Origin of the sequence: Exiguobacterium sp. TNDT2, from assembly GCF_003331145.1 — a bacterium.
Classification (GTDB): domain Bacteria; phylum Bacillota; class Bacilli; order Exiguobacteriales; family Exiguobacteriaceae; genus Exiguobacterium.
In genome coordinates this window covers 114761-131572 of record NZ_QLVE01000009.1, presented here as the reverse complement: position 1 = coordinate 131572, position 16812 = coordinate 114761, and the positions used below count along the sequence as shown (strand labels likewise).

The 16812-nt window shown below is 54.7% G+C and carries 16 protein-coding genes; all 16 read right to left on the bottom strand.

Annotated elements, in window-relative coordinates:
- Positions 1-356: 356 nt before the first annotated feature.
- Positions 357-1538 (bottom strand): glycine C-acetyltransferase, encoded by a 1182-nt coding sequence (locus DPV68_RS07095; protein ID WP_114166073.1) that lies wholly within the window; start codon positions 1536-1538, stop codon positions 357-359.
- Between the two features lie 15 nt (positions 1539-1553).
- A complete protein-coding gene (tdh, locus tag DPV68_RS07090; RefSeq protein ID WP_114166072.1) occupies positions 1554-2630 on the bottom strand; it encodes an L-threonine 3-dehydrogenase in 1077 nt (358 codons plus the stop codon).
- A 170-nt stretch (positions 2631-2800) separates the two neighbouring features.
- Positions 2801-3061: a stage V sporulation protein S gene (locus DPV68_RS07085; RefSeq protein ID WP_024371608.1), complete on the bottom strand. Its 261-nt coding sequence runs from the start codon at positions 3059-3061 to the stop codon at positions 2801-2803.
- A gap of 26 nt (positions 3062-3087) precedes the next feature.
- Positions 3088-3882 (bottom strand): TIGR00282 family metallophosphoesterase, encoded by a 795-nt coding sequence (locus DPV68_RS07080; RefSeq protein ID WP_114166071.1) that lies wholly within the window; start codon positions 3880-3882, stop codon positions 3088-3090.
- Between the two features lie 48 nt (positions 3883-3930).
- Positions 3931-5493: a ribonuclease Y gene (rny, locus tag DPV68_RS07075; protein WP_114166070.1), complete on the bottom strand. Its 1563-nt coding sequence runs from the start codon at positions 5491-5493 to the stop codon at positions 3931-3933.
- 187 nt (positions 5494-5680) lie between these two features.
- Entirely contained in the window at positions 5681-6730 is a 1050-nt protein-coding gene (recA, locus tag DPV68_RS07070; RefSeq protein ID WP_021067612.1) for a recombinase RecA, read from the bottom strand.
- 76 nt (positions 6731-6806) lie between these two features.
- Positions 6807-8033: a competence/damage-inducible protein A gene (locus DPV68_RS07065; RefSeq protein ID WP_114166069.1), complete on the bottom strand. Its 1227-nt coding sequence runs from the start codon at positions 8031-8033 to the stop codon at positions 6807-6809.
- 69 nt (positions 8034-8102) lie between these two features.
- Complete coding sequence (pgsA, locus tag DPV68_RS07060) at positions 8103-8681, bottom strand: CDP-diacylglycerol--glycerol-3-phosphate 3-phosphatidyltransferase (protein ID WP_114166068.1); 579 nt, start codon at positions 8679-8681, stop codon at positions 8103-8105.
- A 31-nt stretch (positions 8682-8712) separates the two neighbouring features.
- Positions 8713-9564, bottom strand: coding sequence for a helix-turn-helix domain-containing protein (locus DPV68_RS07055; protein WP_232819541.1), 852 nt, complete (start codon positions 9562-9564; stop codon positions 8713-8715).
- A 48-nt stretch (positions 9565-9612) separates the two neighbouring features.
- On the bottom strand, positions 9613-10389 hold the full coding sequence (locus DPV68_RS07050; RefSeq protein ID WP_021067616.1) for a YmfK family protein: 777 nt from the start codon (positions 10387-10389) through the stop codon (positions 9613-9615).
- A 97-nt stretch (positions 10390-10486) separates the two neighbouring features.
- On the bottom strand, positions 10487-11182 hold the full coding sequence (gene ymfI, locus DPV68_RS07045) for an elongation factor P 5-aminopentanone reductase (protein ID WP_114166066.1): 696 nt from the start codon (positions 11180-11182) through the stop codon (positions 10487-10489).
- A complete protein-coding gene (gene yfmH, locus DPV68_RS07040) occupies positions 11179-12438 on the bottom strand; it encodes an EF-P 5-aminopentanol modification-associated protein YfmH (protein WP_114166065.1) in 1260 nt (419 codons plus the stop codon). The genes ymfI and yfmH overlap by 4 nt, the downstream gene beginning before the upstream one ends.
- Positions 12435-13673, bottom strand: a complete 1239-nt coding sequence (yfmF, locus tag DPV68_RS07035) for an EF-P 5-aminopentanol modification-associated protein YfmF (protein ID WP_114166064.1) — start codon at positions 13671-13673, stop codon at positions 12435-12437. Before yfmF ends, yfmH begins: the two co-directional genes overlap by 4 nt.
- A gap of 8 nt (positions 13674-13681) precedes the next feature.
- Positions 13682-14233: a cob(I)yrinic acid a,c-diamide adenosyltransferase gene (locus tag DPV68_RS07030; protein ID WP_114166063.1), complete on the bottom strand. Its 552-nt coding sequence runs from the start codon at positions 14231-14233 to the stop codon at positions 13682-13684.
- A gap of 53 nt (positions 14234-14286) precedes the next feature.
- A complete protein-coding gene (locus tag DPV68_RS07025; RefSeq protein ID WP_114166062.1) occupies positions 14287-15990 on the bottom strand; it encodes an ATP-binding protein in 1704 nt (567 codons plus the stop codon).
- Positions 15990-16706: a response regulator transcription factor gene (locus DPV68_RS07020; protein ID WP_114166061.1), complete on the bottom strand. Its 717-nt coding sequence runs from the start codon at positions 16704-16706 to the stop codon at positions 15990-15992. Before DPV68_RS07020 ends, DPV68_RS07025 begins: the two co-directional genes overlap by 1 nt.
- Positions 16707-16812 lie beyond the last annotated feature (106 nt).

The window sequence follows — 16812 nt, the reverse complement described above, 5'->3', positions numbered from 1 at the left end:
CGTAGCTAGTAAAAGTACGGTCTTCCCAAGAAACTCCCACTTCAGGTTGCGAAGCAAGCAAGTGGTGAGTAGTTCACATAACAAATACATGCCGGCGGTAGATAAAATGATACCTAGACAAGCAATTAAAAATAGGTCAATCGCTAACATCTTTCTTGTGACTCCCTTTTTTATATAAATGTGGTATTTGAAATAAAATAATGAACACCGAGTGCTCACCTGTTCAAATTTTAGAGCCTGCCCTCCTATATGTCTACCAAAAACTGCAAATGAATGAACGGATGGGCATGATGGTTTATCTCACGTCTACATCACCCCAACAAAAAAACTGCAGACGAATCGTCTGCAGTTCAATCTTACGCGTGAAGCGTGACATTCAATTCTTCGGCGACCGCCTTGAAGGCAGCGAGCGCACGTTCGAGGTCGTCACGGGTATGTTCCGCCGTCACGATCGTCCGAATCCGGGCCTTACCTTTCTCGACCGTCGGGAAGGTGATGCTCTGTGCGAACACGCCGTGGTCTTTCAGCTTGTCCGAGAACGTGTGTGCGAGCGTCTCTTCGCCGAGCATGACCGGCGTAATCGGCGTCGTCGCATGGCCAATATCGAAACCGAGGTCACGAAGACCCGTCTTGAAGAACTCGGTGTTCGCCCACAATTTGTCGAACAGTTCTTCCTCTTCTTTCATGACACGAATCGCCTCACGGTTCGCCGCGACGACCGCTGGCGGGTGTGACGTCGAGAACAAGAACGGACGGCCCTTTTGAATCAAGAAGTCACGCACGTCGTTCGAACAGGCGACATAGCCGCCGAGGACACCGATCGCTTTCGACAGCGTCCCGACTTGGAGCGCGACGCGTCCGTCGAGACCAAAGTGGTTGACCGTGCCGCGACCGTTTTGCCCGAGTACGCCCGAGGCGTGCGCATCGTCGACCATGACCGCCGCGTCATACTTCTCGGCGAGTTCGACGATTTCTGGGAGCGGTGCGATATTGCCGTCCATCGAGAAGACGCCGTCCGTGACGATGAGACGCGTCCGGTAGTCTTGTGTCTCTTTCAACGCCGCCTCTAAATCGGTGAGGTCGACGTGCTTATAGATGCGGCGGGCCGCTTTCGTCAACCGGATGCCGTCGATGATCGAGGCGTGGTTGAGTGCGTCACTGATGACGACGTCTTCTGGGCCGAGGAGGGCCGACAAGACACCGAGGTTCGTCGCAAAGCCCGACTGGAACACGAGCGCCGCTTCCGTATGTTTGAACTCGGCGAGCTCGCGCTCGAACGCCTCGTGCATCTCGAACGTCCCGGCAATCGTCCGGACCGAACCTGTGCCCGCACCGAACTGTTCGACCGCTTCGATGGCCGCTTGTTTCAAGCGTGGATGGTTGGCGAGTCCGAGATAGTTGTTCGACGACAGCTGGACGAGCGACTTGCCATCGATCGTGACCTCGTTTCCTTGTGCTGATTCGAGCGGTACGAGCGAGCGGAACGTGCCCGCTTGTTTCATTTCATTGACTGCTTCTGTAATATGTTCAAATGCCATATCGATTCCCCCTGTTTATGGTAATAAGACCACTTTACCGCACTTCCCGGCCCGCATGAGCTCGAAACCTTGCTCGAACTCCTCGAGCTTGAACACGTGCGTGATGATCGGTTCGACGTTCAATTGACCTGTCGCGAGTAATGTCGACACTTGGCCCCACGTCTCGTACATCTTGCGACCGGTGATGCCTTGGACGCGGACCCCTTTGAAGACGACGTCGCGCGTCAAATCGATGGCGACCGGTTTCGCCGGGAGCGACAACACGTTGACGTCTCCGCCCGCCGTGACCATCTTGAACGCCTGGTCGATGGCGACCGGATGCCCACTCATCTCACAGACGACGTCGATACCGTCCCCATCCGTCTGATCCATGATCAGTTCGAGTGGGTTTTGCTCGAGGCTATTGATGACGACGTTCGCCCCCATCTGCTCAGCGAGCTCCAGGCGATACGGGTTGACGTCGATCGCATAGACGCGGCTCGCACCGGCCGCCTTGGCGACACCGACGGCCATGAGTCCGATCGGTCCACAACCGACGATGGCGACCGACTTGGCCGACACGTCACTGGCGAGCACCGTATGGACAGCGTTGCCGAGCGGCTCTTGAATCGAGGCGAGCTTCGATGGCATCGACTCAGGGTTGACCCACAAGTTCTCTTCTGGCATGACGACGTACTCGGCGAAACAGCCTTGCGTGTCGACACCGATGATTTTCGTGTTCTTACAGATGTGATACTGCCCCCGTAGACACTGCTTGCACTGGTGACAGACGATATGCGTCTCGGCCGACACGGTCTGTCCGACCTGGATGCGTTTCGTCCCTTCCCCGAGCGCCACGACTTCCCCAGCGAACTCGTGACCGAACACATATGGTGGTTTGACCCGGCTCTTCGCCCAGTCGTCCCATTCATAGATGTGGACATCGGTCCCGCAAATCGATGTCGCCTTTACTTTGATTAACACTTGTCCGGCGCCTGGCGTCGGGATTGGCACCTCGACCAACTTCGCCCCGAATCCGGCCGTATGTTTTTGAATCGCTTTCATCACAGGTGTCGTTGCTTCCTTCTCTGTCGTAGACACGAGCTGTTCCATTGAAAACGTCCCCCTCTTCATCTCTTGATCGAACTTCACGTTCTCTTTCATCTTGTCATAAAATGGCGAACCTGAGAAGATAGAACGTCTCTTTTTCCGGACAAAAAAGAGAAGCCATCCGCGCCGATGGCTTCTCTTACAAGAATAGGACCTATGTCCCGACCGCAAGCTCACCGAGGTTCGATGATGAGCTTGATTGCCGTTCGTTCTTCTCCGTCGATTAAAATATCGGTGAACGCCGGAATACAAATCAAATCCAGCCCGCTCGGCGCGACGAAACCACGCGCAATTGCGACCGCTTTGATAGACTGATTGAGCGCCCCGGCGCCGATTGCTTGAATCTCACACGTTCCTTTTTCACGAAGTACGCCAGCGAGTGCACCCGCCACGGAGTTAGGATTCGATTTTGCCGAAACTTTGAGTACGTCCATTCTTGTTTCCCCCTCGGGTAGGTTGTTCAATCAAACCATACGGTCTGATCATCTAGGTGTATGCGTTCGATTTTTGTGGCTCGTTTCGATTGGTCATCGATGGTGATTAAAACTCCATTTAATTGTTCCCGTCCCTCGGCAACTTCAAACCGGACCGGGAGTTGTGTCATGAATTTTCTCAAGACGACCTCGGCATCCATACCGAGCACCCCGTCGAGCGGACCAGTCATCCCGACGTCGGTGATGTATGCCGTGCCGTTGTTCAATACGCGGTTGTCGGCCGTCTGGACGTGCGTATGGGTACCGACGACGGCTTGAACACGCCCGTCGAGATGATACCCCATCGCAATCTTCTCACTCGTCGCCTCGGCGTGCATGTCGACGAAAATCGCATCGACCTCGCCGCGAATCGCTTCGACGAGCGCGTCGACCGTGCGGAACGGGCAGTCGAGCGACGGTAAGAACACCGTCCCCATCACATTGATGACGGCGAGCTTCTTCCCGCCTTGTCTCAACACCATCATGCCGACGCCCGGCGTGCCGTCCGGATAGTTGGCCGGGCGGACGATGCGATCGGCATCATCGATCCAGTCGAAGATGTCACGGTTGTCCCAAGTATGATTCCCCATCGTCACGCCATGGAACCCAAGCTCGAGAAATTGTTGGTAGATTTTTTTTGTAATACCGCGTCCGTTCGCTGCGTTTTCACCGTTGACGAGCATGAACGTCGGACTATACTTGCTCTTTAAGCGTCCGATTTGGCCGCTCAAGATGTCACGGCCTGGTTTTCCGACCACGTCGCCAATAAATAAGATTTTCATGAGTATGTCCTCCTCCAATAGAAAAAGCGGAGAATGTCTCCGCTCTTGTTACTTCGCATAATCGACGGCACGCGTTTCGCGAATGACCGTCACTTTGATTTGGCCTGGATAGTCAAGCTCATCTTCGATCCGTTTACAGATGTCGCGGGCCATCTTGTTCGCCACGACGTCATCGACGACGTCTGGGCGGACGATAATCCGGACTTCACGTCCCGCTTGGATGGCATATGACTTCTCGACTCCTTCGAACGACTCACAAATCGCTTCGAGGCGCTCAAGGCGTCGGATATAACTTTCGAGCGTCTCTTGACGGGCTCCTGGACGTGCCGCTGACAAGGCGTCAGCCGCCGCGACGAGAACCGCGATCGTCGACGTCGCTTCGACGTCCCCATGGTGCGAGGCAATCGAGTTGATGACGACTGGATGCTCTTTGTACTTCGTGGCGAGCTCGACACCGATCTCGACGTGGCTGCCTTCGACTTCATGGTCGATGGCTTTCCCGATGTCGTGGAGGAGACCCGCTCGCTTGGCGAGCGTGACGTCTTCCCCGAGCTCGGCGGCCATCATGCCGGCGAGGTGGGCCACCTCGACCGAATGGGCGAGCACGTTTTGACCGTAACTCGTCCGGTAACGCATCCGACCGAGCGTCTTGACGAGGTCCGGGTGGACACCGTGGATGCCGGCTGAGAATGTCGCTTCTTCCCCGTATTCACGGATGCGCTCATCGACTTCACGACGCGATTTCTCGACCATCTCTTCAATGCGTGCCGGATGAATCCGACCGTCTTGAACGAGTTTCTCGAGCGTCATCTTGGCGATTTCACGACGGACCGGGTCGAATCCTGATAGGATGACCGCTTCCGGGGTGTCATCGATGATGAGGTCGATGCCGGTGAGCGTCTCGAGCGTGCGGATGTTACGTCCTTCACGTCCGATGATGCGACCTTTCATCTCATCACTCGGCAAGTTGACGACAGATACGGTCGTCTCGGCGACATGTTCGGCCGCGTAACGTTGCATCGTGAGAGACAAGAGGTGTTTCGCTTTTTTATCAGCTTCTAATTTTGCTTTTTGCTCGATTTCTTTTTGAAGGAGAGCAGCATCGTGAAGCGCTTCCTGCTTCGCTTCGTCCATGATGATGGTCCGTGCTTCTTCTTTCGACAAGGCTGCCACGCGCACTAGTTCTTGGCGTGCCTCCTCATATAATTCCTCCACTTTGCTCTCGAGCGTTTCCGCTTCACGCTTCCGTTTCGCGAGTGCAGCCTCACGTTCATCCAAGGCATCTTCTTTCCGTTCGAGCATGTCTGCTTTCCGGTCGAGAAGCTCTTCCTTTTGGACGAAACGATTTTCTTTCACTTTCTGCTCTTCACGTCGTTCGCGCAATTCTTGTTCGGTCTCATTGCGAAGTTGAATCATCTCTTCTTTTACTTCAAGCCGTGCTTCTTTTTGCATCGCTTCCGATTGTTGGCGCGCTTGCTCCACAATCTTGGTCGCTTCCGTCTCGGCACCTTGAATCTTCGCTTCGGCGATCGATTTACGCACAAAAAAACCTGCAACAAAAGCTATCGGCAAAAGGAGGATCAGAATTAGCCAATATAGCCATTCCATCATGTTCACCTCCCTTTCGCAAGGTTATTTTATTTTTTCATGAATGAAAACGCGAGCGAGCCCGCGTATAGCTTTATTGTACTTATTTAGCTGTTAGAATGCAATGCAAGGACAGGATAGAACTACCAATCCGCGAAAAAAATTATATTAAAAAAATCTCGCCCGAACTGTGTCAGGCGAGATACGTTGCTTATTCTTCATCTAAAAGCGAAAGGACGTCATCGTTGTCGGCTTCGACTGTGACCGTCTTTTCACCGTTGAGACCGTAGTGGTCACGGATGCGTTCTTCGACCGATGCGGCCACAGACGGGTTCTCTTTCATATACTGCTTCGCGTTCTCACGGCCTTGACCGAGACGCTCTTCGTTGTACGAGTACCAGGCGCCGCTCTTTTGAACGATATCGAGGTCGGCTCCGATGTCGATGAGCTCACCTTCACGCGAGATGCCTTCACCATACATGATGTCGACTTCCGCCGTCTTGAACGGAGGCGCAATCTTGTTTTTGACGACTTTGATTTTCGTCCGGTTCCCGACCATGTCTTGGCCTTGTTTGAGCGTTTCGGCACGACGGACCTCGAGACGAACCGACGAGTAGAACTTGAGGGCACGACCACCAGGTGTCGTTTCCGGGTTACCGAACATGATCCCGATTTTCTCACGGATTTGGTTGATGAAGATGACAATCGTCTTCGACTTGTTCGTCGCACCAGACAATTTACGGAGCGCTTGGCTCATGAGGCGGGCTTGAAGACCGACGTGTGAGTCACCCATCTCCCCTTCAATCTCGGCTTTCGGGACGAGTGCCGCAACCGAGTCGACGACGAGGATATCGACCGCACCAGAACGGACGAGGGCTTCCGCGATTTCGAGCGCCTGCTCCCCTGTGTCCGGTTGTGACAAGAGCAACTCATCGATATTGACGCCAAGGTTTTGGGCGTATTTCGGGTCGAGTGCGTGCTCCGCATCGACGAAGGCTGCTTGTCCGCCACGTTTTTGGACTTCAGCGATGGCGTGGAGCGCCACTGTTGTCTTACCTGACGATTCAGGTCCGTATACTTCAATGACACGACCGCGCGGGTAGCCACCGGCACCGAGGGCGATGTCAAGGGCGATTGAGCCTGACGGGGTAACTGAAACTTGCTGATCTGTATTTTCACCAAGGCGCATGATTGAGCCTTTACCGAATTGTTTCTCGATTTGGCGTAATGCCATTTCTAACGCTTGTTTACGATCACTCATAGATTAATGAGCCTCCTTTGATTGATACTTTCATTATAAGCGAACAAAAGGTGATACACAAGTTTTTTGCGAACGTTTATTCGCCTTTTTTCATTCGTTGCAGGAGCGCCCACATCCCGTCTTTCGTAGCCCGAGCTTGAATGACACGCCGCTCTTGATGCGGATAGTCGCGTTCAATCACGTCGATCCCGGCCGGTGACCGGATACCGATGAACACTTTTCCGACCGGTTGACCCGAACTTGACGTCGGTCCGGCCTCACCGGTGAACGCCAGTCCATAATCCGTCCCGGTCTGACGAATCAAGCCGAGGATCATTTCAAAGGCAACTTCTTTTGAGACGACCGAGTGTGATTCAATTGTATCAAGAGATACCCCTAAAAACCTATTTTTTAGCTCGTCCGAGTATGTGACGACTCCGCCCTTGAAAACGGACGAAGCTCCTGGCACAGCTGTCAGCATCGCTTGAGCTTGACCGCCTGTGAGCGACTCGGCAATCGACAGCGTCGCTTTGCGCGCTTGCAACGCTTGAATCAGCCGGGTGGCGAGCGTATCGTCGTTCGAACCGAAGTAATACTGGCCGACCCGCTCCAAAATATCTTGTTTGACTCGCTCAATCATCTGCCGTGCCTCGGACTCCGTTCCGGCCCGAGCACTGATTCGAAGCCGTGACTCGCCCGACTCGGCATACGGGGCGACCGTCGGGTTCGACCCGGTCATCAAATCAGCGACCGCCGCATCAAGCGCCGACTCGCCAATCTCGTAGAATCGGAGCGACTCCGAAAGAATCGTCGCCCCTGTGAACTTGCTCGGGAACGTGGCCTCGACGATCGCTTGCATCTCCCAAGGGACGCCCGGCAGTAACAGCCACGTCGTGTCTTCTTCAATCCACATGCCCGGCGCGAGACCGACCGGATTATCAAGCACCTCGGCACCGGACAAGACGTCGGCTTGCCGCGCGTCCCCTTCGTTCATTTCACGACCTCGGGAAGCGACGAAATGACGAATCGTCTCGAGCGAGGCCTCGTCACGGACGAGTGGACGGCCGAGCACGTCGGCGAGCGTCGTCTTCGTGATGTCATCCGCCGTCGGTCCGAGGCCCCCGGTGACGATAACGAGCTCACTTCGGGCCTGCGCTTGTTCGAACGTCGCTCTTAAACGCTCCCCGTTATCCCCGACGACTACATGATACAGGACGGACAGCCCGTATTTCGATAGTTGTTCTGACAAGTAACGGGCGTTCGTGTTTGTGATTTCCCCTAAGAGCAGTTCAGATCCTACCGCAATGATTTCGGTCCGTTTCATCCAAATTCCTCCCCCCAAATAAAAAAACGAGCTGTTCGGCCAAGCTGAACAACTCGTCTGTGCCGACGGTTACATCGACTTTACAATGATCTTGTAATTTTGTGCGAAATATTCGGCCCCTGAGTAAATCGTCAAGGCGAGCGCGAGCCACATGGCCCATTCGCCGAACGGGATGCCGACGTAGCTGAAAATCGGGTTGCCGAACAACAGGAAGATGATGGCAAAGAGCTGGACCCATGTCTTCGCTTTCCCCGACTTCCCGGCCGCGACGACGATTCCTTCATCGGCCGCCACGAGACGAAGTCCCGTCACCGCGAATTCACGTGATAGGATGACAACGACGACCCAAGCCGCGACGAGATCCATCTCAACGAGCAGGACGAGTGCCGCCGTGACGAGCAGTTTGTCAGCGAGCGGGTCCATGAACTTCCCGAAGTTAGTGACCAAGTTGTGCTTACGGGCGAGATATCCATCCAGCCAGTCAGTGATAGCGGCGATCGTAAACACGACACCGGCGATGAATTGATGGAGCGGAACATCCGCTCCGAGGAAAGCGATGTCTCCCCAATCAAAATCTACAGCGAGTAAGACGACGAACACGGGAATGAGCAATACCCGTAACATCGTCAAACGGTTAGGTAGGTTCATCGAGAACTCCTCCTCCAGAAGGAGAGTCAACTTATTCTGCGTCGACTCTCTTTACAAATATATTTTGTGTGACCGGCGAGTCCGCTAGTTCAAGCTCCCGGCCATTGACAACAATTTTCTCGACCCCACCAATCAAGCCGATCCGGATGCGGAGCGTATCCGTTTCCGCGTCCTCGATGACGATTGGGTTCTGCTTCGACTGGTTCGGATATTCCGGTGCGAGGAACGGGCCCTCGAGCGATGTGTCACGGACGCCGACATATGTCGCCGGCGACTCTTTCACATGAATCTCCGTCGTCAATTTATCAGCTGTCGCAATCTCATACGTGAGGTCGGCGCCGCTCGTCGTCGCGACCGCGATCGGTCCCGTCTCTTCGGCAGGCTCTTCTTCGACCGGCTCTTCCACGACCGGTTCTTCTTCAACCGGTTCTTCTTTCGGAACATCCTTGTTTTGGTCAATCGTCACGCCCGAGTTTGACGGCTCAGCCGGTGACGCGTTCTGATCACCAAAATCAAGATTTCGGACGACGTAATAGACGGCCGTCATCAAGAGGAACGCGACGAGCACGAGCATGACTTTCGGTACCCAACGTGAGACACGGCTCGACGTCTCGGACGCTTTCGAGTAGGTTTGTTTTCGCGACAATTGAACGGTCGGTTGCGGCTCGATTTTCGGCAAGTCTTTCGCATACGTCTCGTACAGTTCATCGACATCGAGTCCTAACGATTCCGCATACGTTTTAATGAACGCCCGTGCATAGAACGAGCCAGGGAGATTTTTGTAATCACCTTCCTCGATTGCGATGATATAGCGTTTTTGAATCTTCGTCGTCTGCTGGATTTGGTCGAGCGTCAAACCGCTCGCCTCACGCCTTTGTTTCAAAAAAGTCCCTAGTTCTGTCACAGGGGTCCACACCTTCCATTCAAGTAGTTATTCAAACCATTCTGCCTCACGATGTGTCTCTTGAGGAATGATGATTTCCTCATCTTGTGAGTTCCTCAATTCGATGATGTAATCAAAGTCTTCGAACACACAGTCGGTGTTGCGCACGTAAAGATCCGGATGTTCGATGACCTTGACGGACGGAAGTCGCATGACTTCGCGAATCAACTGCCGATGGCGTTCGTCCATTGTCCGCGTCGAGACGGCACCGTCGATGATGTAGACGTGGTCCCCTTCGCGTTCTTCCTCGAACAGCGACGTCCGCACCGTCTGCTTCATGAGCGTCGACGATAGGAACAGCCAGCGCTTGTTCGCACAGACGCTCGCCGCCACGATCGACTCGGTCTTTCCGACACGCGGGTTGCCGCGCACCCCGATCAACAAGTGCCGTTCTTCTTTCATCAGTTCGGCGACAAAGTCGACGAGGACACCCAAGTCCTCACGGACGAATTTGAACGTCTTCTTGTCGTCATTGTCGTGCTCGATGTAGCGTCCGTGTCGAATCGCGATCCGGTCCCGGAGTTTCGGTCGCCTTAATTTGATGACGACGATGGCTTCCATCTTGCGTAAAATATGTTCCAGACGATGGACGTGATCGGCCGCCGGTGCCTTTAACAGCATGCCGCGGCGCTGTAGATCGACGCCGTTGATCGTCACGATTGAGATTTGAAGCATCCCCATCAGTGAGGCGATATCCCCGAGGATACCGGGTCGATTTTGGCAAAGTTCATATTCGAGATACCATTCTTCGAACTTATGATCCATCTCGTCCACCCTTTCTGATGTGTGCTCGCTACCTTGTTCATTCTAAATTATTTTAGAAGAATTGAAAAGAACTCGTTTCAACCGAGCCGACAAAGTTTTACACCCAACCGCCGTCGATCCGGAGCACGGTGCCGGTCATGTACGAGGCGGCCGGAGAACAGAGAAAGCGAATCGTCTCCGCCACTTCCTCGGCCCCCCCTAACCGGCCGAGCGGAATCTCATCGCGTGCCGTTTGTTTCGTCTCTTCTACCGTATCATTCATCGGGGTGTCAATCCACCCCGGCGTGACCGCATTGATCCGGACGTGAAACGGTCCGGCCTCGCGGGCAAACGCCTTGACGAATCCGAGTTGGGCGGCCTTGACCGTCGAATAGAGCACTTCGCCGGCCGCACCGACCTCACCCCAGACGCTCGAGACGACGACGATATCGAGCGGGCGGTCGTACGGTTTCTGTGCGACCACATGTTGCACGAGCCTAACCATCGAGCGGACATGAATGCGATACAGCCGATCGAGCTCGAGGAGCGACTGGTCGACGAGCAGACCGTAGGCATGGTTACCTGCGACGTGAACGACGCGGTCGACCGGTCCGAGGGTATCGAGCCACGCTTCGAGTCCTGCTTCATCGTCAAGGTCACATGTGACGACATCGGCCGTCAACTGTTCGCGTGAAACGAACGCTCGAAGCGACTCCGTCTGGGAATGCGCCTGCAAGATGAGATTATCGTCACGGAACGACAGGGCGACGGCACGACCGATTGTTCCGCTCGCTCCTGTGATGAGCGTCGTCACGGTTTCTTGACGACACAGACCGTCCGGTGATCGGCTTGGAACAGACGGTCATACGCCGCATACAAGTCGTCAAGCGTGATCGCATCGAGCAAGTCTGGGATGTCGAACATGTTGCCGCCGCTGAGCGCGTAGCGTGAGAACTGGTTGGCGATAAACTCTGGGGAGTTGAGTGCCTTCAAAAACTGTCCTTTCATCATGCGCTTCTTGCGATCAAGTGTCTCGCTACCGAGTTCGAGTGGACGCTCGAGAGCGGACGTGATGCGGTCGACGAACGTCTCGACGTGCGGCGTTTCCATCGAGAGGACGGCGAAGGCGAACGTCTCTTCTGACGTATAGTCGAAAGAGAACGCGTCATCAATCAATCCTTCGGCATACAGTTCCGCATAGAGCGGGGCCGTCGTGTCAAACAAGGCGTGCATGAGGAGCTCGACGATGAGTTCTTGCTTCATCCCGTCTTTGCCGGGACGCGGCGTATCTTTATAGCCGATCATCACTTTCGATACCGAGACGTCCATCTCGATGACCCGTTCCGTCATATGGACCGTCTCGGGCTCCTCGATTACTTCACGCGCTGTCAATAGCGGCGCGTCGAACGTCTTCGCCGCCTGGTTGGCGCTGATTTCAGCGAGGATCGCATCCGGATCGATATTCCCGACGACGAACAGCACCATGTTGCTCGGATGATAGAACGCCTGATGGCAACGATACAAATCGTCCGCTGTGATGGCACTGATCGAGTCGATCGTGCCGGCGATATCGATGTTGACCGGGTGTTCGGCGTACATCGCCTCAATCAAACCAAAGTAGAGGCGCCAGCCCGGATTGTCTTGGTACATCTGAATCTCTTGACCGATGATGCCTTTCTCTTTCTCGACCGATGCTTCCGTGAAGTACGGGGTTTGGACGAAATCGATCAACGTCTTCAAGTTCTCGCTGACGTTCGACGTCGCACCGAACAAGTACGCCGTCCGGGTGAACGACGTGAACGCGTTCGCCGACGCGCCGAGGCGTCCGAACTGTTGGAACACGTCTCCGTCTTCTTTCTCGAACATCTTATGCTCGAGAAAATGGGCGATCCCGTCTGGCACATCGACCCAGTCTCCCGTTTTAAAGCGTCGGTCGATCGACCCGTATTTCGTCGTGAACGTGGCATACGTCTTCTCATAACCGCTCTTTTTCAATAGATAGACCGTCAATCCGTTCTCGAGGACGGTGTGATGGAGCGTCTCTCCAACGTTTGGAAAATCGAGTTTCATACAGTTCCCCCCTTTAGACAATAGACGGCCTGTAGCGTCAATCGGTTCGCGAGTGCGGCCACATCTTGACGCGACGTTCGTTCGATAATCGCCATCTCTTCCTCGAGCGAGAACGGACGGATATCCGAACCGCTCATCCAAGCAATGAGTTGGCGTGGGTTGTCTCCGAGTTGACGACGTTGATGGTACAGCATCGCTTTCGTCTGTTCGAGCGTCTCGTCTTCAAATTTACCGGCCTGGAGGTCGGCGAGTTGGTCGGCGATGATCGCCTCGGTCTTCGCCTGGTTCGAGGCGTCAATCCCGGCGTAGACAAATAGCATCCGGCTGAGCGAGCTGTACTGCGAGGCGGCATAGTAGGCTAGGCTCTCTTTTTCCCGCACGTTCATGAACAGTTTCGAATGCGGGAAGCCACCGAACAGCCCGTTGACGACTTGCATTCGCACGGCGTCCTCGCTCCGCGGGTCGATGTCGACTTGATAGGCGAGGTGCAATTTGCTCTGATTGATCGGTTGATCTTCTTCGAGGCGTTGGAACTCGCGGTCGACCGGTTGCGGATACTGACGGACGAATCGCTCCCCGAGTCCTTCTAGAGGCGCGAACGCATCCGTCACTTGCTCACGATTCACGTCGCCGACGACATAGACATCGACACGGTCGTGACGAATCATCGACTCATATGCTGTGAACAGCGTCCGAGGTGTCACGCGCTCCAATTGCGCGATCGTCCCGAACGACGGGATGGCGAGTTCGCCGCCGAGCAGTTCTTGAAGACGTTGCTGGGCGAAGCGCATCTTGTCATCGTAGACCGATTCGACGCGCTGACGCTGGAGACGGGCCTCTTGTTCGACGATGAGCGGTTGGAACGCTCCGTCATAGGCGTTCGGACGAAGGAGCACTTCTTCGAGCAGCTTGATCGCCTCACTGAGCACCGGTTCGCCGACGAGCGCATCGCTCACGACTTCGAGCTGGAACTGGATGACATGTTCTTTGCCGACTTTCGACGCTCCGGCGTAAAGGCTCGCGTCATATAATTGTTCGAGCGGCGTGTGAAACAATTCGATCGATGGATAGGCTTCTGTCGCTTTCTCCATCACATACGGCAATAAGGCCCGGTCGGCGATCGTCTCGGCCGACAGCGGAGCCGCGAATGAGACGAGACATGTCGTCGTCTTGAATTTTTGGGTCGGGTAGACCGAATAGTGCAGTCGTTGTTGGAATTGTTCGATTCCTTTCATAAGTTGATCTACTCCTTTTTCTTTTTCGTTTTGAACACGTCCGCACCGCGGGCGTATTCTTGGTCGGGCACGCCGGCCACGACGTTGGCGTAACGGGCCGCCGTGAACAAATAATCGCTCAACCGGTTATAGTACGGGAGTTGACGGACGGCCGCATCGACATTGACGAGTTCCCGTTCGACACGGCGACAGACGGTGCGCGCCACGTGCAGGCTCGCCGCACCGACACTGCCCCCAGGCAAGATGAAGCGGACGAGCTCGGGGCATTTCACCTCGAGTTCGTCGATCCACGTCTCGAGCTCGGTGACGATTGTCATATCGACTTGTTGCGGTGGGTCTTGTTTATACATCAGCTCCGAGCCGAGGTCGAATAAGTCATGCTGGATTCTTGTCAACTGGGTCCGAAGCGTCTCGTCCGTCTGATGAGCGAGCGCGAGCCCGATTTGGCTGTTCAATTCGTCTAACAGCCCCATCGCCTGGATGTGCGGATGGACTTTTAAGACGCGACCGCCGATGAGCGACGTCTCGCCTTTGTCCCCGCCTCGAGTGTACAACTTCATGTCTTTTCCTCCTCTATGCCACAAATGGTGACCCATAGGAGTCACCATTGTCGTTATGTGTGCGGTTGCGTGTAAGGGAGACGAATCGTGAACGTCGTCCCTTCCCCGAGCGCGCTCGAGACGTCGACCGTTCCGTGATGGGCATCGATGACGTTTTTAACGATGGCGAGACCGATGCCGGTACCCGTCTTGCCGCCGCTCGTCCGAGCTTTATCCGCTTTGTAGAACCGTTCGAATACGAACGGCAAATCTTCTTTCGGAATGCCGCCGCCTGTGTCTGACAAACGAATCACGAAGCCGGCCGCTTCCTCGCTCGCCTCGAGCCGAATCGATCCCGAATCGGTATGAGCGATGGCGTTGCCGATCAAGTTCGTGAACACTTGTTCCAAGCGGTCCCCGTCTGCCTCGATGGCGTGACGAGGGGCCTCTGTCACGAGTTCGATGCCTTTTTCGTTCGCCATCTGGTTGAACTTGCGCATGACGCGCGGAAGAAATTCACCGAGGTCGAACGTCGTGAACTGCATCGTCTCTTTGCCTGATTCGATTCGTGCCAGGTCGAGCAAGTCGTTGACGAGACGGGCGAGTCGGAGCGACTCGTCATAGATGATGGACGCGAACTCTTTCGTCGCGTCGTCACTCTCGGTCATCCCGTCGATAATTGCCTCGGAATACCCTTGGAGCGTCACGAGCGGGGTCCGTAGCTCGTGGCTGACGTTGGCAACGAAATCGGTTCGCATCTTGTCGAGTCGATGGCTCTCGGTCGTGTCACGGATGACGACGACCGCGCCTTCAAAATCGTCCTCGCCGAGAAGCGGGGTCACCGTCAACGTATAATAATGATCGTCTTGTTTCACTTCAATCGTTTTCTCCGGTGCACCGGCGACGACGTCCTCATAGAGTGACAACACGACTTCATGCGGTTGCTCGTCGATTAGGAGTGGCAGGGCTTGCGGATTCGTCACGATGACGTTCGCATGACGATCGAGCGTGATGACCCCATCGGCCATCGACCGTAAGATCGAAGCGAGTTGGAGCCGTTCCCGATCGAGCGCGTTCACATACGTCGACAGTTGACTGCTCATCGCATTGAACGAACCGGCCAACTCCCCGATCTCATCATTCGACTTCTGTACGAGACGCAAGTCGAACTGACCTTCTCCCGTCTTGTTGACGGCGTCACGCATCTCGCGGAGCGGTGCCGTAATCCGGGTCGATAAGAAGAAGGCGAACACGGTCGTGACGATGATGGCCGACGCGACCGTCCAAAAGATGATCGTCCGGGCCCCTTCGTTCGCACTTGAGATCGCGTCGAGCGGTTCGATTAAATAAAGCGTGTATTCGCCCGTCTCGAGTGAGAACGTCGTCCGGTATGCGAGTGCCGCCTGATCATCAAACGACGAAAAGTTTCCAATCGCCGTCTCACCGACCGCCTGGTACGTCTCCCAGTCCTGACGTCCGAGCTCCGTCATGAGTCCGTCGACTTCCGTTCCAAAGTTCGAACGGACCGTCCCGTTCTCCAATATATAGTTCGCACCATACACTTCGATGATTTGGTCGACCGTCCGTGACGCGTCGCCTTCTTGAAGCAACACCGACTGGACTTGCCCGCCAAGCTTGGCCAAGTGGCCCCGCTCCTGGTCGATGTGGAACGAGTTGAAAAACTCGAGCATCAATACAGAGACGATGAACAAGATGAGACTGACCAATACGAGAATCGTCAACCATAGCTTCGTGACGATGCTATTCCGCCGAATCATCACTCACTGACGACTTCGAACTTGTAACCGACACCCCATACCGTCGTAATCATGTGCGCGGCTTCTGGAGAGACCCGGTTCAACTTCTCCCGGAGTCGTTTCACGTGCGTGTCGACCGTTCGAAGGTCTCCAAAGAATTCATAGTTCCAAACTTCTTTCAACAGCTGCTCCCGCGAGAACACTTTGTCGACTTGCTTGGCCAAAAAGAACAAGAGCTCATACTCTTTCGGCGTGAGTGCGATTTCTTCCCCGTCGACCGTGACGCGGTGGGCATCATTGTCAATCGTCAAATGCGGGAAGACGATCAAGTCTTTTGATTTTTCGGCCGTCCGCAAATATTTCGTCGAGCCCGAGCGTCGAAGGAGCGCCTTGACGCGCAAGACGACTTCGCGCGGACTGAACGGTTTGACGATATAATCGTCCGCTCCGACCTCGAACCCTTGGACACGATCGACTTCTTCGCCTTTCGCCGTTAACATGATAACCGGTGTCGCCTTCGATTTCCGAAGCTCGGTACATACTTCGACCCCGTCCATTTTTGGCATCATCAAATCAAGCAGGATGACATCAAAGTTATGCTCAAGGGCAAGTTGAAGCGCCTCTTCCCCGTTTGTCGCTTCGACAATCACGTACTGTTCCCGCTCCAAATACATTTTTAATAGGCGGCGAATTCTTTCCTCGTCGTCGACCACTAAAATTTGTGTTTTATTAGCCATCCACTAAACCTCCTAAAGAACCATTACAAGATGTAGCGAATGTTGCACATTTGTGAACATTTCGCTCTCTTTCATAACTATACCACTCTATTATTTGGCTTCACAA

What these genes read in the sequence shown, in the direction of transcription:
- DPV68_RS07095 (WP_114166073.1), bottom strand. Translation starts at nt 1,538, where the DNA reads ATGGCATTTGAACATATTACAGAAGCAGTCAATGAAATGAAACAAGCG.
- tdh (WP_114166072.1), bottom strand. Translation starts at nt 2,630, where the DNA reads ATGGAACAGCTCGTGTCTACGACAGAGAAGGAAGCAACGACACCTGTG.
- DPV68_RS07085 (WP_024371608.1), bottom strand. Translation starts at nt 3,061, where the DNA reads ATGGACGTACTCAAAGTTTCGGCAAAATCGAATCCTAACTCCGTGGCG.
- DPV68_RS07080 (WP_114166071.1), bottom strand. Translation starts at nt 3,882, where the DNA reads ATGAAAATCTTATTTATTGGCGACGTGGTCGGAAAACCAGGCCGTGAC.
- rny (WP_114166070.1), bottom strand. Translation starts at nt 5,493, where the DNA reads ATGATGGAATGGCTATATTGGCTAATTCTGATCCTCCTTTTGCCGATA.
- recA (WP_021067612.1), bottom strand. Translation starts at nt 6,730, where the DNA reads ATGAGTGATCGTAAACAAGCGTTAGAAATGGCATTACGCCAAATCGAG.
- DPV68_RS07065 (WP_114166069.1), bottom strand. Translation starts at nt 8,033, where the DNA reads ATGAAACGGACCGAAATCATTGCGGTAGGATCTGAACTGCTCTTAGGG.
- pgsA (WP_114166068.1), bottom strand. Translation starts at nt 8,681, where the DNA reads ATGAACCTACCTAACCGTTTGACGATGTTACGGGTATTGCTCATTCCC.
- DPV68_RS07050 (WP_021067616.1), bottom strand. Translation starts at nt 10,389, where the DNA reads ATGGATCATAAGTTCGAAGAATGGTATCTCGAATATGAACTTTGCCAA.
- yfmH (WP_114166065.1), bottom strand. Translation starts at nt 12,438, where the DNA reads ATGAAACTCGATTTTCCAAACGTTGGAGAGACGCTCCATCACACCGTC.
- yfmF (WP_114166064.1), bottom strand. Translation starts at nt 13,673, where the DNA reads ATGAAAGGAATCGAACAATTCCAACAACGACTGCACTATTCGGTCTAC.
- DPV68_RS07030 (WP_114166063.1), bottom strand. Translation starts at nt 14,233, where the DNA reads ATGAAGTTGTACACTCGAGGCGGGGACAAAGGCGAGACGTCGCTCATC.
- DPV68_RS07025 (WP_114166062.1), bottom strand. Translation starts at nt 15,990, where the DNA reads ATGATTCGGCGGAATAGCATCGTCACGAAGCTATGGTTGACGATTCTC.
- DPV68_RS07020 (WP_114166061.1), bottom strand. Translation starts at nt 16,706, where the DNA reads ATGGCTAATAAAACACAAATTTTAGTGGTCGACGACGAGGAAAGAATT.